The organism is Paraburkholderia hospita, assembly GCF_002902965.1.
GTDB lineage: Bacteria > Pseudomonadota > Gammaproteobacteria > Burkholderiales > Burkholderiaceae > Paraburkholderia > Paraburkholderia hospita.
Genome location: NZ_CP026106.1, coordinates 68533 through 88533 on the forward strand (window position 1 = coordinate 68533; position 20001 = coordinate 88533).

Annotated in this window: 23 protein-coding genes; 9 read left to right on the forward strand and 14 right to left on the reverse strand. The window is 62.6% G+C overall.

Going from position 1 to position 20001, the window contains the following annotated elements:
* Positions 1 to 36: 36 nt before the first annotated feature.
* From C2L64_RS18655 to C2L64_RS18680, 6 genes are all read left to right on the forward strand, one after another.
* On the forward strand, positions 37 to 270 hold the full coding sequence (locus C2L64_RS18655; protein ID WP_007737589.1) for a YXWGXW repeat-containing protein: 234 nt from the start codon (positions 37 to 39) through the stop codon (positions 268 to 270).
* Between the two features lie 138 nt (positions 271 to 408).
* Entirely contained in the window at positions 409 to 894 is a 486-nt protein-coding gene (locus C2L64_RS18660) for a VOC family protein (RefSeq protein WP_007583012.1), read from the forward strand.
* A gap of 93 nt (positions 895 to 987) precedes the next feature.
* The gene (locus C2L64_RS18665) at positions 988 to 1464 is read left to right on the forward strand and encodes a VOC family protein (protein ID WP_007583014.1); all 477 of its coding nucleotides are present in this window, start codon (positions 988 to 990) and stop codon (positions 1462 to 1464) included.
* Positions 1465 to 1571: 107 nt separating this feature from the next.
* Positions 1572 to 2096, forward strand: a complete 525-nt coding sequence (locus C2L64_RS18670) for a GNAT family N-acetyltransferase (protein ID WP_039900694.1) — start codon at positions 1572 to 1574, stop codon at positions 2094 to 2096.
* Positions 2097 to 2353: 257 nt separating this feature from the next.
* On the forward strand, positions 2354 to 2626 hold the full coding sequence (locus C2L64_RS18675) for an AbrB/MazE/SpoVT family DNA-binding domain-containing protein (RefSeq protein WP_007583018.1): 273 nt from the start codon (positions 2354 to 2356) through the stop codon (positions 2624 to 2626).
* 8 nt (positions 2627 to 2634) lie between these two features.
* The gene (locus tag C2L64_RS18680) at positions 2635 to 2979 is read left to right on the forward strand and encodes a type II toxin-antitoxin system PemK/MazF family toxin (RefSeq protein WP_007583020.1); all 345 of its coding nucleotides are present in this window, start codon (positions 2635 to 2637) and stop codon (positions 2977 to 2979) included.
* Positions 2980 to 2992: 13 nt separating this feature from the next.
* On the opposite strand, the gene C2L64_RS18685 is transcribed toward C2L64_RS18680, so the two are convergent.
* Positions 2993 to 3712 (reverse strand): GNAT family N-acetyltransferase, encoded by a 720-nt coding sequence (locus C2L64_RS18685; RefSeq protein ID WP_007583022.1) that lies wholly within the window; start codon positions 3710 to 3712, stop codon positions 2993 to 2995.
* 217 nt (positions 3713 to 3929) lie between these two features.
* Between C2L64_RS18685 and C2L64_RS18690 the strand changes: the two genes are divergently transcribed.
* The 3 genes from C2L64_RS18690 (at position 3930) to C2L64_RS18700 (ending at position 6484) form a co-directional block, all read left to right on the forward strand.
* On the forward strand, positions 3930 to 5144 hold the full coding sequence (locus C2L64_RS18690; RefSeq protein WP_007583023.1) for a DUF2252 domain-containing protein: 1215 nt from the start codon (positions 3930 to 3932) through the stop codon (positions 5142 to 5144).
* 248 nt (positions 5145 to 5392) lie between these two features.
* Positions 5393 to 5719, forward strand: coding sequence for a hypothetical protein (locus tag C2L64_RS18695; protein ID WP_007583025.1), 327 nt, complete (start codon positions 5393 to 5395; stop codon positions 5717 to 5719).
* 180 nt (positions 5720 to 5899) lie between these two features.
* Positions 5900 to 6484 (forward strand): flavin reductase family protein, encoded by a 585-nt coding sequence (locus C2L64_RS18700; protein ID WP_007583028.1) that lies wholly within the window; start codon positions 5900 to 5902, stop codon positions 6482 to 6484.
* Between the two features lie 25 nt (positions 6485 to 6509).
* Here C2L64_RS18700 and C2L64_RS18705 read toward each other — a convergent pair whose 3' ends face one another.
* From C2L64_RS18705 to C2L64_RS18765, 13 genes are all read right to left on the reverse strand, one after another.
* Positions 6510 to 7355 carry an AraC family transcriptional regulator gene (locus C2L64_RS18705; protein ID WP_007583030.1) on the reverse strand — a complete coding sequence of 282 codons (846 nt, stop codon included), beginning with the start codon at positions 7353 to 7355 and terminating at the stop codon, positions 6510 to 6512.
* 90 nt (positions 7356 to 7445) lie between these two features.
* Complete coding sequence (locus C2L64_RS18710) at positions 7446 to 7805, reverse strand: nuclear transport factor 2 family protein (protein WP_007583032.1); 360 nt, start codon at positions 7803 to 7805, stop codon at positions 7446 to 7448.
* Positions 7802 to 9271, reverse strand: coding sequence for a DHA2 family efflux MFS transporter permease subunit (locus C2L64_RS18715; protein ID WP_007583034.1), 1470 nt, complete (start codon positions 9269 to 9271; stop codon positions 7802 to 7804). The genes C2L64_RS18710 and C2L64_RS18715 overlap by 4 nt, the downstream gene beginning before the upstream one ends.
* A gap of 133 nt (positions 9272 to 9404) precedes the next feature.
* Positions 9405 to 10076, reverse strand: coding sequence for a glutathione S-transferase (locus tag C2L64_RS18720; protein WP_007583036.1), 672 nt, complete (start codon positions 10074 to 10076; stop codon positions 9405 to 9407).
* A gap of 115 nt (positions 10077 to 10191) precedes the next feature.
* On the reverse strand, positions 10192 to 11415 hold the full coding sequence (locus C2L64_RS18725; RefSeq protein ID WP_007583037.1) for a dienelactone hydrolase family protein: 1224 nt from the start codon (positions 11413 to 11415) through the stop codon (positions 10192 to 10194).
* 75 nt (positions 11416 to 11490) lie between these two features.
* A complete protein-coding gene (locus C2L64_RS18730) occupies positions 11491 to 13131 on the reverse strand; it encodes an AMP-binding protein (RefSeq protein ID WP_007583039.1) in 1641 nt (546 codons plus the stop codon).
* 67 nt (positions 13132 to 13198) lie between these two features.
* On the reverse strand, positions 13199 to 13597 hold the full coding sequence (locus tag C2L64_RS18735; protein ID WP_007583041.1) for a RidA family protein: 399 nt from the start codon (positions 13595 to 13597) through the stop codon (positions 13199 to 13201).
* On the reverse strand, positions 13594 to 14037 hold the full coding sequence (locus C2L64_RS18740) for an acyl-CoA thioesterase (protein WP_007583043.1): 444 nt from the start codon (positions 14035 to 14037) through the stop codon (positions 13594 to 13596). The genes C2L64_RS18735 and C2L64_RS18740 overlap by 4 nt, the downstream gene beginning before the upstream one ends.
* A complete protein-coding gene (locus C2L64_RS18745; RefSeq protein WP_007583045.1) occupies positions 14034 to 15230 on the reverse strand; it encodes an acyl-CoA dehydrogenase family protein in 1197 nt (398 codons plus the stop codon). Before C2L64_RS18745 ends, C2L64_RS18740 begins: the two co-directional genes overlap by 4 nt.
* Positions 15231 to 15232: 2 nt before the next feature.
* A complete protein-coding gene (locus tag C2L64_RS18750; RefSeq protein ID WP_007583047.1) occupies positions 15233 to 16084 on the reverse strand; it encodes an enoyl-CoA hydratase family protein in 852 nt (283 codons plus the stop codon).
* A 30-nt stretch (positions 16085 to 16114) separates the two neighbouring features.
* Positions 16115 to 16672, reverse strand: coding sequence for a MarR family winged helix-turn-helix transcriptional regulator (locus C2L64_RS18755; RefSeq protein ID WP_007583049.1), 558 nt, complete (start codon positions 16670 to 16672; stop codon positions 16115 to 16117).
* On the reverse strand, positions 16669 to 17448 hold the full coding sequence (locus tag C2L64_RS18760; protein WP_007583051.1) for an SDR family NAD(P)-dependent oxidoreductase: 780 nt from the start codon (positions 17446 to 17448) through the stop codon (positions 16669 to 16671). The genes C2L64_RS18755 and C2L64_RS18760 overlap by 4 nt, the downstream gene beginning before the upstream one ends.
* A complete protein-coding gene (locus C2L64_RS18765) occupies positions 17448 to 19820 on the reverse strand; it encodes a bifunctional salicylyl-CoA 5-hydroxylase/oxidoreductase (protein WP_007583053.1) in 2373 nt (790 codons plus the stop codon). Before C2L64_RS18765 ends, C2L64_RS18760 begins: the two co-directional genes overlap by 1 nt.
* Positions 19821 to 20001 lie beyond the last annotated feature (181 nt).

Below are 20001 nucleotides of genomic sequence, written 5' to 3' on the forward strand. Positions count from 1 at the left end.
AATCACTAGTCGATCAACAGGGAGATGAATTCGACGATGAATGGTCTGAACCTGAAATCCACGAAACTGCGCGCGCTGCTGGCGGCCACGCTCTGCGCATCGACACTTTCCGCCTGCTATGTCGTCGAGCCTGCGCGGCCGGCGCAGCCCGCGCCCGTCGCGGAGGTGATACCCGCGGCGCCTGCGCCGGGATATCGGTGGGTGAAGGGTCACTATCGCTGGGAGGGCAATCACTGGGCATGGGTGCCGGGGCACTGGCGGCCCGTTTGACCCCGCTTGATCCGGTTCGAAAAAAATAACCGGTTGCGCGTGTCGATCTGAAGATGGCTCACTCGTCGTAGTGGTGAAGACTCGCTAATCGGGCGAAACTTCTTCACTCATGAAACTCTTCACATCAGGAGACACGACATGTCCACGCCAGCCGTCAAGCCCATCCCCGAAGGGATGCACACGTTGACACCGCACATCATCGTCGCGGGCGCGGCCGAAGCAATCGAGTTCTACAAGAAAGCGTTCAATGCAGTCGAGCAGGTGCGCCTGCCCGGTCCCGGCGGCAAGCTGATGCATGCGCAGCTGAAAATTGGCGATTCGACGCTGATGCTGGTCGACGAAATGCCCGATTGCGGCAACGGCGCGTCGTTCGGGCCGAAGGAACTGAAGGGCACGCCCGTCGTGCTGCACCTGTATGTCAACGACGCGGACGCCACCATCGCGCAAGCCGCGGCAGCGGGCGCGAAGGTCATCATGCCCGCCACCGACATGTTCTGGGGCGACCGTTACGGCCAGGTCGAAGATCCGTTCGGCCACCGCTGGTCCGTCGCGACGCACAAGCGCGACGTCACGCCCGACGAAATGAAATCGGCGATGGAGCAGATGGCGCAAGGCCGTCAATAACGTCTGTCGCGGGGGCGTGAATCGATGCGCGGTGATGCATCGCGCATTTCACCGCACGCTGCCGCGCCCGATACAACCATCCAAGGAGATGTGATGGACAAGATTGCCACGTGCCTGTGGTTCGACGGCAATGCGGAGGAAGCCGTCCGGTTCTACACGGGCATCTTCGGGAATTCGAGCATCGGCGACATCACGCATTACGGCGAGGCGATGCCCGGCAAGGCTGGTGAAGTGCTGACGATCACCTTCCATCTGGAAGGCCGCGAATTCCTCGCGTTGAACGGCGGCCCGCAGTACACGTTTTCTCCGGCGATTTCGATGTTCGTGAAGTGCGAATCGCAAGAGGAAGTCGACACGTTGTGGGACAAGCTGCTCGAAGGCGGCGGCTCGCCGGTGCAGTGCGGCTGGCTGACGGACCGCTACGGCGTCTCGTGGCAGATCGTGCCGACCATGATGATGAAGTTTCTGACGGACAAGGACCAGACGAAGGTCCAGCGTGCAATGCAGGCAATGATGCAAATGGTAAAGCTCGACGTGAAAGCGCTCGAAGCGGCTTTCAACGGGCAGTGATTTCTGTTGAGCGTGGCGCGCGCCGCGCATGAATGGCTTTTGCTGCGGCGCGCGTATCTGCGATCATCGGCGCTTTCCTCCTTGCCGGCTCCTGCCGGATACGCGCGATGAATCCTTCCGTCCCTGAGCTTGAAACCGATCGTCTGATCTTGCGTCCTCACGTTCGCGAGGACTTCGACGAGAGTTACGCGCTGTGGTCCGATGAGACCGTTACGCGTTTTATCGGCGGAAAGCCGTTCAGCCGTGAAGAGGTATGGTCGCGGCTGCTGCGCTATGCCGGGCACTGGGCGCTGCTCGGCTACGGCTATTGGGTGATCCGCGAGAAAAACAGCGGCCGGTTCGTCGGCGAGATCGGCTTTGCGGACTACCAGCGCGACATCGAGCCGCCGCTCGGCGCACCCGAGATCGGCTGGGCGTTGATGCCGTCGATGCATGGCATCGGCTATGCGACGGAAGCCGTGCGCGGCGCGCTGACTTGGGCCGATGCGAAATGGCCTGAGCGTGAGACCGTGTGCATCATCGCGCCGGACAACGTGGCGTCGCGGCGGGTTGCTGCGAAATGCGGCTACGTCGAGGCGCGGCAGGCGACATACAAAGGGCATCCGACCGGGGTGTTTTGCCGCGCTGTCTAAGAGTTTTTCGGGCTTTTCCTAGGGTTCCTATATCTTCCGGCCGAATTGTTTGAGGCCGCCGCCGATGCGATATTGACTGCGCGAATGCATCGGTCATCTGAACCACCCAGTCGCACGTAGATACAGCGTTGACACATCAACCTGCGCCGCGTAGCATCATGGTATCTACATTGTAGATACGCGCGGCGCTTCTGCTCCCTCGTGGGGTTTCAAAGGAGGCAATCGTGTATCTGGATTTCTCGGGCGAAGGTGGGGCTATGGCTATTCAGACAATCAAGCGGTGGGGCAACAGTCTTGCGGTGCGCATTCCCGCAAGCCTGGCGGAGGAACTGCACCTGCGCGAAGATCAGGAAGTCGACATGGTGGTAGCGGATGGAGCGCTCGTCGCAACGCCCGCCATCAGGACGTTCAATTGGGACGAGTATCGCGAGCAACTCGCGGCGCGGCCCGGCGACGTGCATCCGACCATCGATCATGGCGTGGCTGTGGGTTCCGAACTTGCCGATCCAACGGACCAGGACGACTGGTAAGGAGCAACATGAAGAACGGCGTTCCCGAAATCGGCGATGTGTGGTGGATGAGTCTCGAACCCGTGGTCGGGCACGAGCAGGGCGGCAGTTATCCTCGGCCCGTGGTGGTGTTGTCGCACCACGAGCACAACGGTCCGGCACAGCGCATTGTCGCCGTGCCGTGCACGTCGAAGATACGCGGTTTTTCGACGGAGATTCCCGTCTCCGCGTTGTCAAAGCCGTGCGTCGCGCTGATCGACCAGATCACCACGCTCGACTGGGTGGCGCGGCGCGGTGAATTCAGGGAAGAGCGGATCGCGCAGCCCGAACTGGATGCGATCCGCCGCAGTTTGAAAGCATTCCTGATGATGTAACGGTGTCGCCGCGTTACGGGCGATGTGCCGCAGTGCACGCCTGCAACGTGCGCCGCTGCGTGCCCTGCGCGTCGAAGTTCGCTTCGTCGAGCCATTGCGCGAAGCCGGCGCGCAGCGCCGGCCATTCGCTGTCGATGATCGAGAACCACGCGGTATCGCGGTTACGGCCTTTGTAAGTCACGGCCTGACGGAAGATGCCTTCGTACGTGAAGCCGAAGCGGGCCGCCGCGGCGCGCGACGGCGCATTCAGCGAGTCGCATTTCCATTCGAAGCGCCGGTAGCCAAGTTCGTCGAATACGCGCTGCATCAACAGGAAGATGGATTCCGTTGCCATGCGCGTCTTTTGCAGACGCTGCGAAAACACGACGAAGCCGACTTCGATCACGCCATTCGCCTTGTCGATACGCATCAGCGAAAGCGTGCCGATGGCTTTGCCCGTCGCGAGATCGATGACGGTGTGATGCAGCGGGTCGGGGGAAGCCGCGCAGGACGCGAGGAAGTCGCGGTACGCTTCGCGCGTGTCGAACGGGCCTACCGAAAGATAGGTCCAGTCGCGGCCGTCGGGCGCGGCGCTGTAGGCGTCGTACAGATCGTCCGCGTGGCGTTCGACGTCGACCCGTTCCAGCCGGCAGTAGCAGCCTGTCATCGGCTGATCGCCAGGCGCCTTTGCGGGCTGCCACTGTGGCATGGGTTCGCCGATAGCCTGGCCGTATTCGTTGACTCGTTGCACCACGTCATTCTCCCGTCGCGTGAACCGTTGAAGTATGCCAAGCGGGCACGATACGGCAAAGGCTGTGCGCCCGTAAGAACCAGGTGGGCGCGATTCGATAGAGCCAGCATCGCGGCGTCTCGCCGCCGGTCGTGAAAGGTGCGCCGATTGCGAACGTTTGGAAGTGAAAGGCTGCCGGTTCAGAATGATCCCGCTCATTCCCCATTCGTGAGAGGTCCGCATGCTCGACGTTGCTGATGAAATCGCCCGGTTTAATGCGGGCCGTGACCCCGACCGCCTCGCAATGAAATACGCGCGCATGCGCGCGTCGCCGTTCGTGTTTCTGCGCGGAACCTGTCATCTGTTCTACAAGCGTCTGTCCAAAGGCACGGTGCTGGACGGCGCGCCGCGGGCGTGGATCTGCGGCGACTTGCATCTGGAGAATTTCGGCAGCTACAAGGGCGACAACCGGCTCATTTATTTCGACATCAATGATTTTGACGAGGCATGCCTGGCGCCCTGCCTGTACGAAATGATCCGTCTGCTGTCGAGCGTGCTGGTAGCGGCCGACGACCTGAAGCTCAGCCGCGCCGAGGCACTCGCGCTGTGCCATACGGCAACCGACGCCTACGCGGCCGCACTGCGTTTCGGCAAGGCGCGCTGGATCGAAGAGGAGACGGCCGAGGGCATGGTCGGCGAACTGTTCGCGGCTTTGCACCAGCGCTCGCGCGTCGATCACCTGAACCGGCGCACCGAATTGAAGGGGAAAAAGCGGACGCTGCGCGTCGACGGCAAAAAGGCGCTGCCTGTCTCAGCCGAAGCGCGCGCCAAGGTCGTCGCGTTCATGAACGATTTCGCGAAGCGCGAGCCGAATCCGCAGTTCTACGAGATCATCGACGTCGCGCGCCGCATTGCGGGTACAGGCAGTCTGGGCGTCGAGCGCTATGTGATTCTGGTCGAAGGCAAGGGCTCGCCCGACGGCAATTACCTGCTCGACATGAAGCTGGCTTTGCCGTCCGCCACCGCGCCGAACGTTCATACGCCGCAGCCCAAATGGGGCAGCGAGGCCGAGCGCGTCGTCGAGATTCAGAGGCGCAACCAGGTGGTGTCGCAAGCCTTCCTGCATGCCGTCGAGTTCGAACAGCGGCCGTTCGTGCTGCGCGGCTTGCAGCCATCGGAGGATCGCGTCGCGCTCGACAACTGGAACGGCAAGCTGCCGAGGCTGGAGTCCGTCGTGCGCAACATGGCCGATCTGGTCGCGTGGGCGCACTTCCGCAGCAGCGGAAGGCAGACTTCCGCAATCGCCGACGACCTGATCGCGTTCGGCGAAGACGGCAAATGGCAATTGCCGTTGATCGAACTCGCGACGCAGTGCGAAGCGCAGGTCGTCAGCGACTGGAAGGCATACTGCGAAGCGTTCGATCGCGGCGCCTTCAAACTGAACGCGAAGGCGTGAATGTTCGGGTTCGAACGTTTCGGACCGTACGTTCGAAAAATCCGAATATGTTGCCGGGCTTTACGGCGACAGGCGAGATGTGTAAATCTGGTGGTGCGTCGTGGTCAAAAAGTGCGTCGTTTTTTCTGGGTCCGTTCGCCCTGCAAGTCCCGGACCGCGCTAGTACCCGACGCCGTGAGCGGGCGCGCCGCCCGTAAGGCATAAACAATGCCTCCCTATGAGTCACTTCCACGACAGGAGACGGCACTATGGAAATCGAAGCGACCGCATGGTACCCGCTGGACGACTATGCGCCCGTGCGAGATGGGTGGTACGAAGTCCAGCTGGTGAGCGGAGACACGGCATTCGCTAAATTTATCGAAGGCGGATGGTCGGAGAAGCCGCTTCTCGTGTTCACCCACTGGCGCGGACTGAGCGAAGATCCCGCCCGCGTGGATGAACCGGAAACCATCGACGCGGAGGCCACGGCAGCCGAGGGCGTGCGTGCCGCATGGAACGCCTTCTTCCCCGGCGCGAACGGCGAAGCGCACAAACCGCTCGACGTCACGCACGGCAAGCCACCGACTACACACTGAATTTGCATCCATGCGGATCTGCGGGCGGCGCATTGGCGCCGCCGTTTTTTTGCCCCGAGTTTTTGCATCTGCTTTTCGCACAAAGCGCGCTCGTCCGGCAGCTTTACTGCCATGGCGCGCAAGCTTCGCGTTTTGCCCGGCTTCGCTAGAATGCAGCGATCGATATCGCGAAGGTCTCTCATGCAATCATTCCGGCAACCCGTCGATCTGGCGCGCGCGACGCGCCTTCTTAACCATGGTCCCGTCACGTTGATCACGAGCGCGCACGACGGGCGCTCGAACGTGATGGCGGCTTCGTGGGCCATGCCGCTGGATTTCGTGCCGCCGAAACTCGTCGTCGTGATCGACGCGAAGACATTGACGCGTCAACTGGTCGAAGCGAGCGGCGTATTCGGCCTGCAACTACCCACGCGCGGCTTCGCGCGCCATACGCTCGCGGTCGGCTCGAACGCCGGCGTCGAAATCGACAAGTTCACCGCGCTCCAGCTCGAGACGTTTCCGGCCGAAAAGATCGATGTGCCGATGCTGGAAGGGTGCGTGGCGTGGTTCGAATGCAAGGTGATTCCCGACGACGCCCAGCGGCACGATCTGATCCTCGCCGAAGTGGTCGCGTGCTACGCGGACAGCCGCGTCTATTCGGACAACCGCTGGCACTTCGGCGACGATCACGACATGCGCACCTGCCATTACGTCGCGGGCGGCACGTTCTTCGAAACGGGTGACACGTTCGAAGTCGAAGCCGCGCCCGTCGGCGACACGCGCTGATTCGCGTCTGCGCTGGGTTCGCGCTTCAGTTCCTGAGCGGCAGCCAGATTTCGACGCCGCCCATGCCCGTCACGGGATTGAACTGCTCGCTGTAGCGCTCGAAGTTGGGCGCATCGGCGGGCGCGTGCCCGGATTCCGGCAGCCATTTGTTCCAGATAGTGTTCCACGTGCGGCGTATCGTCGAAATGTGCTCGCTGTGCGTGAACACCGCATAGCGCTGCGTGCCGATGCGCACGCGGCTCAGTTCATCGGGCAAGCCCGAAAAGTCGGAGACTTCCACACCGCACAGATAGTCGAAGTTGCCGGAGTCGTCGGCGTTGTAGCAGACGCCGTACGCGACGCGGCCGATCTGTCCGGGCACCTCGCCGAAGATCGCGTTGAAGCGCTGCCATTGCGCGGGAATGCCCGAACTGCTTTCACAGTGATAGCGTTCGCTCGATCCCGCGACGAGCAACGGTTTGCCGTCCACGAAACGCGGCGGCTCGAGATGGGCAAGAAGTGATTCATCCATTTTGATCGGCTCCACGAGTGCGAGGTTGTCGAGATGACCTTGCGCGCGCAACGTTTCGGGCGTGAGCCCGAACTGCTCGCGAAACGCGCGCGTAAATGCCTCGTGCGAGCCGTAACCCGCATCGACCGCGACGGCGAGGATATCCGGCGCACCGCGCGCTAGTCGCCGCGCCGCTTCCGTCAGGCGGCGCGCGCGCACATAGCGCATCACCGCGTGGCCCGTTGCCGCTTCGAACGCGCGCGACAGATGAAAGCGCGAGACGCAACCGCAACTGGCGATATCGTCGAGCGACAGTTCCTCATGGAAGTGGCTTTCGATAAACCACAACGCCTTTCCCGCAGGGTTTCCGATCAAGTTCATACGGACTCTCGTTTCGGCATGAACCCAGCATATCGATCGGACGGACCGTTCATTTGATCGCGCTTGCGGTTCTGCAGATGCAGCGGCCCGTCATTCCGCCGATACGTCTTTCGCGGGCGACCCGAAATAGACCTGCACTTCGACGATCTTGCCGTTCTCGATCCGGAAGAACTCGGTATTGCGAAACGCCTCGCGATTCACCGGCTTGCACGCATAACGCACGAACGCTTCGCTGCCTTCGCTGAACAGCTTCTCGATCTGAAAGAACTCGACCTGTTCGTTGAACGGCCAGCAGCGTTCGAAGTATTCGCGCCGGTCGATATGATCGTCGCGTGGACTGGTGAAATGAAAATCGTCGGCGAGGATCGCTTCGATCGCCGCGCGGTCCTTGTGCTGATACGCCGCGAAGCAGCGGCGAACCAGATCGGGAACATCCGTGGTCTTGCTCATGGCGATTGCTCCATCTGCTGCTTCAACGTGTCGCCGTCGCGCTCACGTTGCGCGGCGGATGGCGAGCCGGGCCGCAGCAACGCGCCGCCGATCGTCGCAGCCATGGCCGCGAAGATCGCGCCGACGAGAAACGCAACGTGATAGCCGCTCGCGAGCGCGGCGGGCGTATCGGCTTGCTGCGCACCGCTGCTCGCCGATTGCGCGGCCGCGAGACTCGCCAGGACCGCGAGTCCCAATGCGCCGCCCATCATGAACGACGTGTTGACGATGCCCGACGCGAGCCCGGAATCCGCGGGATCGACATCGCTCATTGCAGCGAGCAGCATCGGATTGAACGCGACGCCCGCGCCCACGCCGAGCAACACCATGCCGGGCAACACATCGACGACGAAGTGTCCATCGACGGGGGCGCGCGCAAACAGCAGCAGCCCGAGCGCCGCGAGAAACAGGCCGACGGCGAGCGGCCGCCGGATGCCGAAGCGCATCACCATGCGCGCCGACAGGCCGAGCGAGAAAAAGCCCATGATGAGATTCGCGGGCAGGAACGCGAGGCCGACCTGAAGCGGCGCATAGGCGAGCACGCGCTGCAAATAAAGCGCCGAGATGAAGAACCACGCGAACATCGCCGCTGCCCACAACACGCCGACCACGTTGGCCGTCGCGACATTGCGCAACGTGAAGAGCTTGAGCGGCATCAACGGATGCGCGACGCGCGCCTCGATGATGAGAAACGCGCCGAGCAGCGCCAACGCGACGACGATCAGGCCGACGGTTTGCGCGGACAGCCAACCCGCCTCGTTGCCGTTGACGATTGCGTAGACGGCCAGCATCAGCGACGCAGTCACGGTTGCTGCGCCCGCGACGTCGAGCCGTTCGCCATGCGCGTGCCCGCGGCCGGCCGGCATCAGCGCGATGCACGCCCCATACACGGCGATACCGATGGGCAGATTGACGAGAAAGATCCAGTGCCAGCTCAGCAGATTGGTCAGCAATCCGCCGAGCAGCACGCCGATGCTGCCGCCGCCCGCGCACACGAAACCGTAGACGCCCATCGCTTTGGCGCGCTCACCCTCTTCGGTAAACAGATTCATGATGAGCGACAGTGAAACGGCAGACACGACCGCGCCACCCAGCCCTTGGATCGCGCGCGCGAAAACCAGCATGACTTGCGAGTTTGCGAGTCCGCATGCGAGCGACGCCAGCGTGAACAGCGTAATGCCCGCGAGGAAGAGCTTGCGGTGTCCGTACAGATCGCCGAGCCTGCCTCCGAGCAACAGAAAGCCGCCGAAGGTCAGCATGTACGCATTGACGACCCACACGAGCGCGGTTTCGGAAAAGCCCAGATCGGCCGCGATCGACGGCAGGGCGACGTTGACGATCGTCGTATCGAGCACGATCATCAACACGCCCATGCATAGCACGATCAGTGCAAGCCAGCGCTTTTTGCCTTCGATGTTATGCGTCATGCGCGCGTGTCCTCCTTGGCTGTCGATGCGCTTTCAGTCTAGCGAGCATCCGTTCCAGACGGCAACTGCAATTCCCTGCTCGTGCACGTTTCTACTTAACACGACGATCGAATGCGGCCGGAATCGACACGTTTCAGCTCAATAAATCGTACTTGCCGCCGCGTTCGAGCGCGCGCTGATAGGCGGGCCGGGCATGGATCGTGTCGAGAAAACGGGCGACCGACGGATATTTCGCATCGCGGTCGCCGCGCGCGGTGGCGGCTTCGAGCGGGAAGCTCATCTGAATATCGGCGGCCGTGAATTCGCTGCCGACAAAATTGCCGGTTTTGCGCAGCGAATCTTCGATAAAACTCATATGCAGCGCGATCTGTGGATCGATGAAGGTGGATTGCAATGTCGACGAGATCTTCTTCGCAATCGGCTTCGCGAAGAACGGCATCGGCGCGCTGCCGATGCGCAGCGCAACCAGCTTCAGCAACAGCGGCGGCATCGCAGAGCCTTCCGCATAGTGCATCCAGTATCTGAACTTCTGGCGTTCGGGCGTGCCGGCAGCCGGCTCGAAGCAGCCTTGTCCGTAACGTTCGAGCAGATACTCGATGATCGCGGCGGATTCAGCGAGGGTCTGACCATCGTCAGTGACGACGGGCGACTTGCCGAGGGGATGAACGGCCCGCAGTTCGGGCGGCGCGAGCATCGTCTTCGGGTCGCGCTGGTAACGCTTGATTTCGTACGGCACGCCCAGTTCTTCGAGCAGCCACAGCACGCGCTGCGAACGGGAGTTGTTCAAGTGGTGGACGGTGAGCATGAGCGGGCGGCGAGTCGCGCGGAAAGGCCGTGTATCGGCGGAGCGAACATCATACGAGGCCGCGCGAGAGGGCGGCCTCTATTCGGTACGATGCTTTACGTTGCACGAGCAACCATCATGCCGACCACTTGTCGCCCATCAGCTGATTGGACGGCAGCTTCTCATCGAGCAGTTTGCGCGCGCTTTCGATGCCCGCAACGGGCAAGCCCTTCGGATCGAGCAAGCCGACCTGCACGAGCACGGAAGCCTGATCCCAATAGATATGCTCGTTATACAGCTTGTCGCCGCGGAAGCAGACGACAGCGAGCATCGGCACCTCGAAGTATTTGCCCGTCGGCGCGACGCGCGGCAGCAGCCAGTCGATCTCGCAGCTATGTGTGCAAGCAAAGATGAATTCATCGACGATGCGATCGGAACCGGTGGTCCGCGAGATTGGAATCAGCTTCGTGTCCGGTGGATTTGAGTTGACGAAGTGATTCGTATAGAAGCGCTTGAGATTGTCATAACCGACGCCGCCCGTCATGGTCGGCACGTGGTTGACGTATGGCTGCGCGACCATGGTCGGCATCACGGCTTCGACGTCGCGCGTCGCGAACTCGAAATAGCAGTGCTGTTCCCACAGCGTATTCAGATCGTAGATCGGGCCGAGCACCTTGCGCAGCAGCGCGAGCGTGCGCGAGTACGCCATCATCGCGGCGGGCTTGTCGTATTGCGGGCGCGCAGGCGCGGCGAACGCATGATCGCAGCCGGGATACACATACCGCTCGATGTACGCATGCGTGCGAAGCGCGGCCATGATCTGCTCGCGCACGGGCGGCGGGCAGTACGCGTCGTTCTCGGGGAAGTGAAACACCATTGGGCAACGAATGTTCTTCACTTCGTCCAGATACGCTTCGAGCCCGACGCCGTAATAGCTCACCGCACAATCGACGTCCGTGCGCGCAGCCGCGAGCATCGCGAGCTTGCCGCCGAGGCAATAGCCGACCGTGCCGACCTTGCCTTGTTGCTCGGGCAGCGCGCGCAACGCATCGAGCGTCGCGGCGATATCCCGCACGGCGAGATCGACGTCGAACTTCGCGTGGAAGTCGAGCGCGCGCTTCATGTCGTCGCCGTCGTAGCCGAGCACGACATTCGGCTGCATGCGCCAGAACAGATCGGGCACGAGCACGACATAGCCCTCTTCGGCGTAGCGGTCGGCCGTTTGCTTCAAATAGTCGTTGATGCCGAAAATCTCTTGCAACAGCACGAGGCCCGGACCGGACCCCTGCGCGGGGCGCGCCATGTATGCGTTGAAACGGCCGCCATCGCGAGCGGCGACTTCGATAAAGGAACCGGCCATCAAATGCTCCTCGATTGTGGGACGACGGGGACTGCGCGCGTCACCGCTCGCCGTTATCGAATGAAGCTTGATGCGCTACATCGCACGCAAAGCGAACCGCTTGATCTTGCCGGTTTCCGTGCGAGGCAGCGCGTCGATGAAGGCGACGACACGCGGATACTTGTAAGGCGCAACGGTATTCTTCACGAATTCCTGCAACTCCGCGACCAGTTTCTCATCGCCGCTATAGCCCGTATTGAGCACGACGAACGCCTTCACGATCTGTCCGCGTGTCTCGTCGGGCACGCCGATCACGCCGCATTCGGCGACGGCCTGGTGCTGCATCAGCACGCTTTCCACTTCCGGGCCAGAGATGTTGTAACCCGCCGAGACGATCATGTCGTCGGCACGCGCCTGATAGAACACGTAGCCGTCCGCGTCGATATAGACGGAATCGCCGGGCAGGTTCCAGCCGTCGCGCACGAACTTCAGCTGACGCTCGTCGGCGAGATAGCGGCAGCCGGTCGGCCCGCGCACTGCGAGCTTGCCGAGCGTGCCGGTGGGCACGGGGCGCATGTCATCGTCGACGGCTTGCACGACATAGCCAGGCACGGCCTTGCCGATTGCATGCGGCCGCACATCGTGTCCCGCCGACGAGATGAAGATATGAATGAGTTCAGTGCCGCCGATGCCGTCGACCATCTCGATTCCGCTCGCTTCGCGCCACAGCGCGCGCGTCGAATCGGGCAGCGCTTCGCCTGCGGACACGGTCTTTTTCAGCGATGCAATGTCGTAGCGCGGAATCAACGGCGCCATCTGCCGATAGAAAGTCGGCGCGGTGAACATCACGGTCGCCTGAAAGCGCTCGACGTTTTGCAGCAGCGTTTCGGGCGTCTGCTTTTCGATCAGCACTGTCGATGCGCCCGCGCGCAACGGAAAGCACAGCAGCCCGCCAAGGCCGAACGTGAACGCGAGCGGCGGCGTGCCGCAGAAGATGTCGTCGGCGGTGGGCTTCAGGATGTGGCGCGGGAACAGATCGCACATCGCCAGCACGTCGCGATGGAAGTGCATGCAGCCCTTCGGCGCGCCTGTCGTGCCGCTCGTGAAGGCGATCAGGCAGACGTCGTCGGCGGCTGTGTCGCAGGCCTTGAATTCAGCCGGCTTTGACGCCGCCAGTGTTTCGAGCGAACCCGCTGCGTCGTCGTCGTGAAAAACCAGCGTGTTTTTCAGGCCTTCACAAAAGTACTCGTCGCCTTGCGTCGCGCAGCGCGCGAGTTCTTCCGTCAGACGCGTGTCGCATAGCGCCGCGCCGATTTGCGCCTTGTCGATGATCTGCTTGAGTTCTTTTGCGCGCAGCAACGGCATGGTCGGCACGACGACGAGACCCGCCTTCAACGCCGCGAGAAACGCGACGGCCATCTGCAACGTGTTCGGCCCGCGCAACAAAACGCGGTTGCCCGGCCGCAAACCCATTTCGTCGATTAGCACGTGTGCGCTGCGATTGACCATTGCGAGCAGTTCGCCGTATGTGGTCGCGTGCGGCTTGCCGTCGACATCGGACCAGATCGCCGGCCGATCGCGATGCCCATTTTCGACGGCACGATCGAGCAGTTCAGTCGCGCAGTTGAAACGCGCCGGATACGCGACGTCCGGGTTGTCGAGCAGGAACACCGGCCATTGATCCTGCGGCGGCAAGTGATTGCGCGCGAAAGTATCGACGTGAGCTGACGGTTCCATCATGAAACTCCCCTGCCATACGTGCGTGATGTGCGAAATGGTTTGATCTGCGCTGCCCGCAGCGCGTCTAGTCGGTAATCACGGCGGTTGCTTCGATTTCCACTTTGGCGTCGTCCTCGATCAGCGCGACGACCTGCACGGCGCTCATCGCGATGTCGTAGTCGCCGATCAGTTCGCGGAATGCCTGGCCGATCTCCTTGAGCGACGCGAGGTACTCGCGCTTGTCAGTGACGTACCACGTCATGCGCACGAGGTGCTCGGGCTGTCCGCCTGCTTCGCGCAGTACCGCGAGCACGTTGCGCAGCGCCTGCACGGCCTGTTCGGCGAAGCGCTCGCTCGTCATGCGCGCCTCTTCGTTCCAGCCGATCTGTCCGGCGATAAACACCTGCGTGCCATTCGCCGCGACACCATTGGCATAGCCCTTCGGCTTGACCCAGCCTGCGGGCAGAAGCGATCGTTTTTTCATGAGCGTTGCTCCTCGGATTGAACGGTCTGCGGCGCGAATGCCGCGAGCGCGGCGGCGATGTCGTTGGGAATGTCGATCGACTGGCCGCTCTCCAGCGATGTCGTGACGAGCACTTGCGCCGAGCGAAAGCGCACTTCATCGGCGCAACGGGCGACGATCGCGATGCCAATCGAACGGCGTCCGATGCGCGTGACATCCAGCGAAAGCGTGATCGTTTCGCCCATGCGGCTTGGCCTCGAAAACTCGCAATCGAGCTTCACGATAGGCAGGCCGACGCGGCGCGTCTGGATCATGTGCGCGTAGTCGATGGCAAGACGCTCGTTGCACCACTCTTCGACGAGCATGTTCGTCATCACCAGATACTGCGGAAAGTAGACGATGCCCGCCGGATCGCAATGCGCGAAGCGGATGCGCATAGGCATGTCGAACGTTGCGCTCATGATTCGCGTTCCTGCTGCGCAGCCGCGTGCGCCTTGAGCAGATCGCGTCCGACGATCAGTTGCTGCACTTCCGTCGCGCCTTCGTAGATGCGCAACGCGCGAATCTCGCGATACAGCCTTTCGACCGTCGTGCCGCTTTGCACGCCCATGCCGCCCCACAGTTGCACGGCGGCATCGATGACCTGCTGCGCGCCTTCGCTCGCGTGCCACTTCGCCATCGCGGCTTCACGCGTGACGCTCTCGCCCTGATCGCGCAGCCATGCGGCGCGATAGACGAGCAGCGCGCTGCTGTCGATCGTCAACGCCATCTGCGCGAGTTTGGCTTGCGTCAACTGAAAATCGCCGAGCGTCTGACCGAACATCTTGCGCGACGCGGCGCGTTCGAGGCCTTCCTGCAACGCGCGCCGCGCAAAGCCCAACGACGCCGCCGCGACCGACGTGCGGAAGATATCGAGCGTGCGCATCGCGATCTTGAAGCCTTCGCCGGGCGCACCGAGCATCTGGCTGCGCGGCACGCGCGCGTTGGCGAAATGCAGACGCGCGAGCGGATGCGGCGCGATCACGTCGATGCGTTCGGCGATCTGCAGGCCCGGCGTATCGGCATCGACAATGAACGCGCTGATGCCGCGCGCACCGGGTGCTTCGCCCGTTCTTGCAAACACGACATAGAAGTCGGCGATACCACCGTTCGAGATCCACGTCTTGTCGCCGTCCAGCACGTAGCTGTCGCCTTCCGCGCGCGCCTGCAAGGCCATTGCTGCAACGTCGGAACCCGCTTCAGGTTCTGACAGCGCGAACGCTGCAATGGCTTCGCCCCTTACCACCCGTGGCAAATAGTGCGATTTCTGTTCATGCGTGCCCGCCAGCGTGATCGCGCCCGAGCCGAGGCCTTGCATGGCGAGCGCGAAGTCCGCGAGGCCGTCGTGTTTCGCGAGCGTCTCGCGCAGCAGACACACGGCGCGGGTGTCGATCGTGTCGCCATGTCCGCCGTATTGCGTGCCGCCGACGCCATACTTCAACCAGCCCGCTTCGCCCAATGCACGCACGAGTTGGCGGCATGTCGCGTCGGCGTCGTCATGCGGCACGTGTGCGAGATGCTGCGAGGCCCATGTTTCTATTCCTTCGGCCAGTTCGCGATGACGCGCTTCGAAGAACGGCCAGGCCAACGCGCCGTGCGGATCTTTCAGCTTCACGGTCAGTCTCCTTCGAACACAGGACGCGATTTAGCCGCGAACGCGCGATACGCACGCTCGAAATCGCGCGTCGTCATGCAGATGGCCTGTGCCTGCGCTTCGGATTCGATTGCTTCGTCGATGCTCATGCTCCATTCCTGGTGCAGCATCTTCTTCGTGACGCCGTGCGCGAACGTCGGGCCGGCGGCGAGGTCGGCGGCGAGTTTCGATGCTTCGTCGAGCAACGCTTCCGGCGCGCACAGGCGGTTGTAGAAGCCCCACGCGTAACCTTCTTCGCCACTCGCGGAGCGCCCCGTGTACAGCAGTTCGGCTGCCCGCCCCTGGCCGATGATGCGCGGCAGGATCGAGCACGCGCCCATGTCGCAACCGGCAAGGCCCACACGCGTGAACAGAAACGCGAGCTTGCTGCGCGCGGTGCCGAGACGCATGTCGGAGGCCATCGCGAGAATCGCGCCCGCGCCTGCGCAAACGCCGTCGACGGCCGCGATGATCGGTTGCGGACAATGCCGCATCGCTTTCACGAGATCGCCGGTCATGCGCGTGAAGAGCAGCAGTTCGGGCATCGGCAGATCGATCAGTGGCGCGATGATGTCGTGCACGTCGCCGCCCGAGCAGAAGTTGTCGCCAGCGCCGTGCATGACCACGACCTTCACGTCGGTTGCATAGGCGAGTTGCCGGAACAGATCGCGCAACTCCGCGTACGATTCGAACGTCAGCGGGTTCTTGCGCTCGGGGCGGTTCAGCGTGATCGTCGCGACGCCCGCGTCGACGGACCAGCCGAAGTGCTTCGCCTCATACGCGGCGAGCGTCGTGCGATTGCCGGCCAGCAGGGCTTCGGCAGCGGAACGGGTCATCGTTGTCTCCTCTTTTGCAGATGTCGCGCGTCAGCTCTTGATCGTGTTCAGCAGATGCTGCTTGAGCTTGCCGAGCTTCTGATGCGTGTGCGATTTCTCATCGAGATCGAGGCCGCCGAACATTTCGACGACCCATTGCTCGTGTGCGACGGCCATTTTGTCGAACAGCGCGCGGCCTTCAGGCGTGAGACGGACGCTGATCGAACGGCGGTCGTTCGGATCGGTGTCGCGCGCGACGAGCCCTTCTTTTTCCAGTTGATCCGTAATGCCGGTGATGTTGCCGCCCGTCACCATCAGACGGCGCGACAGTTCCGTCATCTTGAGGCCTTCGGGATGACGCTCCAGTTGCGCCATCAGATCGAAGCGCGGCAGCGTCGTGTCGAACTCGTTGCGCAGACGCTTACGCAATTCCGCTTGCACGAGGTTGGTGGTGGTCAGCATGCGCAGCCACAGGCGCAAGCCCATGTGACTGTCCGCGCCCGTGCTCATTTCCATGTCCACGACGTTCTCCGCGGGTTTCGCAATGCCTTTGCGCGTCGGTTTGGCTTCGGCGGCGACGGCCGTCTTCTTCTTTGCAATGTTGCTCATGTGACTTCTCCGCCTGAAACGGAAACAGATTGACCTGTGATGGATTCGGAGCCTGGCATGCACAACCACAGCACGGCATTCGCGACTTCGGCGGGCGCGACGAAGCGGCGCTGCGGGTTGTTGCGCACGAGAACGTCGCGCGCTTCCTGCTCGCTGCGCGAAGTCTTCGCGGTGATCTGGTCGAGCGACGCGCGCAGCAGTTCCGTTTCCGTATAGCCGGGACAGACGGCGTTGACCGTGACGCCCTTCGTCGCGACTTCGAGCGCGAGCGAGCGCGTGAGGCCGATCACGCCATGCTTGGCCGCGCAGTAAGCGGCGACGTACGCGTAACCGATCTGTCCCGCCGTGCTCGCGACGTTGACGATGCGGCCATAGCCTCGTTCGAGCATCGACGGCAACACGGCGCGCGTGCAGAGAAATACGCCCGTCAGGTTGACGTCGAGCATGCGTTGCCACAGCGCCATATCCGTGTGCGTGAAGGGCGCCGCTTGCGCTTGGCCGGCGTTGTTGACAAGCACATCGACAGCGCCCGCAATCGATGATGCTTCAGAAAACGCCTTGTTAACAGCGCTTTCGTCGCACACATCGACGCTGATACAAGCCGCGATCTCGCCATACGCGCTCAAGGATTCGCGCTGCGCGGCAAGACGTTGCGCGTCGCGGCCCATCAGCGTGACGCGCGCGCCTGCGCGAACCAGCGCTTCGGCCGTTGCCGCGCCGATGCCGCTGCCGCCGCCCGTCACGACGGCGTGCTTTCCCGCAAGGGTGCTGTTCATCAAACTGTTCCTTCCGCACGCTGCGCGCGTTCGATCGGCGACAGGCGCGCATTCTCGGCGGCCTGCGCGCGCTCGCGTTCGTAGTTGCGTTCGAGCTGCGACTTGGCCGCCGTGTATTGCTTCGGCCAGTTGACGTCGAAGTAGCCGATCTTCGCCGCCTCGTTCAGCGTCCACGACGGATTCGCCAGATGCGGACGCGCGACCGCGCACAAGTCCGCGCGGCCTGCTGCGATGATGCTGTTCACGTGATCCGCCTCGGAGATCGCGCCGACTGCGATCGTCGCGATGCCCGCCTCGTTGCGGATGCGATCGGCGAACGGCGTCTGGAACATACGGCCATACACGGGCTTTTCTTCCTTGCTGACCTGACCCGACGACACGTCGATCATGTCCGCGCCCGCCGCCTTGAACGCGCGTGCGATCTCGACGGCGTCGTCGGGTGTGGTGCCGCCGTCGACCCAGTCGTGCGCGGAGATACGCACTGACATCGGCTTGTCCTGCGGCCACACCTTCCGCATCGCGGCGAACACTTCGAGCGGATAGCGCAGACGATTCGCAAGCGTTCCACCGTATTCGTCGGTGCGATGATTGGTGAGCGGCGAGAGAAAGCTCGACAGGAAATAGCCGTGCGCGCAGTGCAGTTCGAGCCAGTCGAAGCCCGCTTCCGCGGCCATTTCGGTTGCGCGCACGAATTGCGTTTCGATCTCGCGCAGTTCTGCATGCGTCGCTTCGCGCGACCATTGGCTCACGCCGCGCAGGTATTGCTGCGGCGATGCCGACACCAAAGACCAGTTGTCATCGGGCAAGGGCTGATCGATGCCTTCCCAGCTGACGCGTGTCGAAGCCTTCGCGCCCGCGTGGCCGAGCTGCATGCCGATCTTCGCATCGGATTGCCCGTGCACGAACTGCACGATGCGGCGCCACGCGGCGAGATGCTCGGGCGCATACATGCCGGGGCATCCCGGCGTGATGCGCGCTTCGGGTGACACGCACGTCATCTCGGTCATCACGAGCGCTGCGCCACCCATGGCACGCGCGCCGAGATGCATCAGGTGATAGTCGCCAGCGACGCCGTCGACGGCCGAATACTGCGCCATCGGCGAGACGACGACGCGGTTCTTCAACGTCACGCCGCGCAGTTTGAACGGCGTGAACATGGGCGGGACGGAGTGCTTGTCCGGCGCGCGTTCCATGCCCGCGCGCGCCGCCAGCCAGTCTTCGAATGACGAGAGATAGCCGGCATCGCGGTCGCGCAGGTTCTCGTGCGAAATGCGCTGCGAGCGCGTCAGCAGCGAATACGCGAACTGCTCCGGCTCGAAAGCGGTGTAACGGTCGACATGCTCGAACCATTCCGTCGAATTGCGCGCGGCATTCTGGATGCGCAGCACGTCCACGCTGCGCACTTCCGTGTAGTGCGCGAGTGCGGCGGCGAGATCGTGCGGATGCGCGTCGATGCTGTTCGCGAGTTCGATCGCGTCTTCGAGCGCGAGCTTGGTGCCGGAGCCGATCGAAAAATGCGCGGTGTGCGCGGCGTCGCCCATCAGCACGACGGGTACGCGTTTGCCGTCGGCGCCTGTTTTCCAGTGCGCCCATTCGCGACTGACGACACGCGGAAAGCGGATCCATTGCGACGAGCCGCGCAGATGGCTAGCGTTCGACATCAGCGGATGGCCGTCGAGGTACTTCGCAAAGAGCCGCTCGCAGAACGCGATGCTGTCTTCCTTGCTCATTTCGTCGAGTCCGGCCGCGCGCCACACGCGCTCGGGCGTTTCGACGATGAACGTCGAGGTTTCATCGTCGAAGCGGTACGCGTGCGCCTGGAACCAGCCCCATTCGGTCTTTTCGAACGCGAACGTAAAGGCGTCGAAGAGCTTCTTCGTGCCGAGCCACACGAAGCGGCAGTCGCGCATGTCGATGTCGGGTTGATAGGTCGAGGCGTATTTCTGGCGGATGGCGCTGTTCAGGCCGTCGCTGGCGATGATGAGGTCGGCGTCGTAATCGTCGTCGTTCGTGACCTGGGTTTCGAAGACCAGCTTCACGCCGAGTTCTTCGCAACGCGCCTGCAGGATGTTCAGCAGCCGCTTGCGGCCGATGCCGCAAAAGCCGTGCCCCGACGAGCGTACCTTCGCGCCGCGAAAGTTGATTTCGATGTCGTCCCAGTGGTTGAACGCGTCGAGGATCATGTCGGCGCTTTTGGCGTCGGCGGCGCGCAGATTGCCTAGCGTCTGGTCGGAGAACACGACGCCCCAGCCGAAGGTGTCGTACGGCCGGTTGCGCTCGACGATGACCACTTCGTGCGCCGGATGCCGGTGCTTCATCAACAACCCAAAATACAGCCCAGCCGGGCCGCCGCCGATACAGACAATGCGCATGCTGGTTCCCCAACGTGTGTGCTCGGCTTTACTTTAGGTTTTGATAGTTTAGATGTCAAGTAAATTTGCGGGGATGGGGATGATGGGTTCGTGCCCTGTTTCGAGAGCGCCGCGCAACTATAGGAAATGCTTATCGTTTGAATAGTAAACCGGTCTTGGACGCTATAGCCGCATCGCATCA

Excerpts from the sequence above, each read along its gene's own strand:
- C2L64_RS18655 (WP_007737589.1), top strand. The coding sequence starts at position 37 with ATGAATGGTCTGAACCTGAAATCCACGAAACTGCGCGCGCTGCTGGCG.
- C2L64_RS18765 (WP_007583053.1), bottom strand. The coding sequence starts at position 19,820 with ATGCGCATTGTCTGTATCGGCGGCGGCCCGGCTGGGCTGTATTTTGGG.
- C2L64_RS18680 (WP_007583020.1), top strand. The coding sequence starts at position 2,635 with ATGAAGAACGGCGTTCCCGAAATCGGCGATGTGTGGTGGATGAGTCTC.
- C2L64_RS18675 (WP_007583018.1), top strand. The coding sequence starts at position 2,354 with ATGGCTATTCAGACAATCAAGCGGTGGGGCAACAGTCTTGCGGTGCGC.
- C2L64_RS18660 (WP_007583012.1), top strand. The coding sequence starts at position 409 with ATGTCCACGCCAGCCGTCAAGCCCATCCCCGAAGGGATGCACACGTTG.
- C2L64_RS18715 (WP_007583034.1), bottom strand. The coding sequence starts at position 9,271 with ATGACGCATAACATCGAAGGCAAAAAGCGCTGGCTTGCACTGATCGTG.
- C2L64_RS18760 (WP_007583051.1), bottom strand. The coding sequence starts at position 17,448 with ATGAACAGCACCCTTGCGGGAAAGCACGCCGTCGTGACGGGCGGCGGC.
- C2L64_RS18750 (WP_007583047.1), bottom strand. The coding sequence starts at position 16,084 with ATGACCCGTTCCGCTGCCGAAGCCCTGCTGGCCGGCAATCGCACGACG.
- C2L64_RS18710 (WP_007583032.1), bottom strand. The coding sequence starts at position 7,805 with ATGAGCAAGACCACGGATGTTCCCGATCTGGTTCGCCGCTGCTTCGCG.
- C2L64_RS18665 (WP_007583014.1), top strand. The coding sequence starts at position 988 with ATGGACAAGATTGCCACGTGCCTGTGGTTCGACGGCAATGCGGAGGAA.
- C2L64_RS18735 (WP_007583041.1), bottom strand. The coding sequence starts at position 13,597 with ATGAAAAAACGATCGCTTCTGCCCGCAGGCTGGGTCAAGCCGAAGGGC.
- C2L64_RS18740 (WP_007583043.1), bottom strand. The coding sequence starts at position 14,037 with ATGAGCGCAACGTTCGACATGCCTATGCGCATCCGCTTCGCGCATTGC.
- C2L64_RS18670 (WP_039900694.1), top strand. The coding sequence starts at position 1,572 with ATGAATCCTTCCGTCCCTGAGCTTGAAACCGATCGTCTGATCTTGCGT.
- C2L64_RS18700 (WP_007583028.1), top strand. The coding sequence starts at position 5,900 with ATGCAATCATTCCGGCAACCCGTCGATCTGGCGCGCGCGACGCGCCTT.
- C2L64_RS18755 (WP_007583049.1), bottom strand. The coding sequence starts at position 16,672 with ATGAGCAACATTGCAAAGAAGAAGACGGCCGTCGCCGCCGAAGCCAAA.
- C2L64_RS18705 (WP_007583030.1), bottom strand. The coding sequence starts at position 7,355 with ATGAACTTGATCGGAAACCCTGCGGGAAAGGCGTTGTGGTTTATCGAA.
- C2L64_RS18695 (WP_007583025.1), top strand. The coding sequence starts at position 5,393 with ATGGAAATCGAAGCGACCGCATGGTACCCGCTGGACGACTATGCGCCC.
- C2L64_RS18725 (WP_007583037.1), bottom strand. The coding sequence starts at position 11,415 with ATGGCCGGTTCCTTTATCGAAGTCGCCGCTCGCGATGGCGGCCGTTTC.
- C2L64_RS18690 (WP_007583023.1), top strand. The coding sequence starts at position 3,930 with ATGCTCGACGTTGCTGATGAAATCGCCCGGTTTAATGCGGGCCGTGAC.
- C2L64_RS18720 (WP_007583036.1), bottom strand. The coding sequence starts at position 10,076 with ATGCTCACCGTCCACCACTTGAACAACTCCCGTTCGCAGCGCGTGCTG.
- C2L64_RS18730 (WP_007583039.1), bottom strand. The coding sequence starts at position 13,131 with ATGGAACCGTCAGCTCACGTCGATACTTTCGCGCGCAATCACTTGCCG.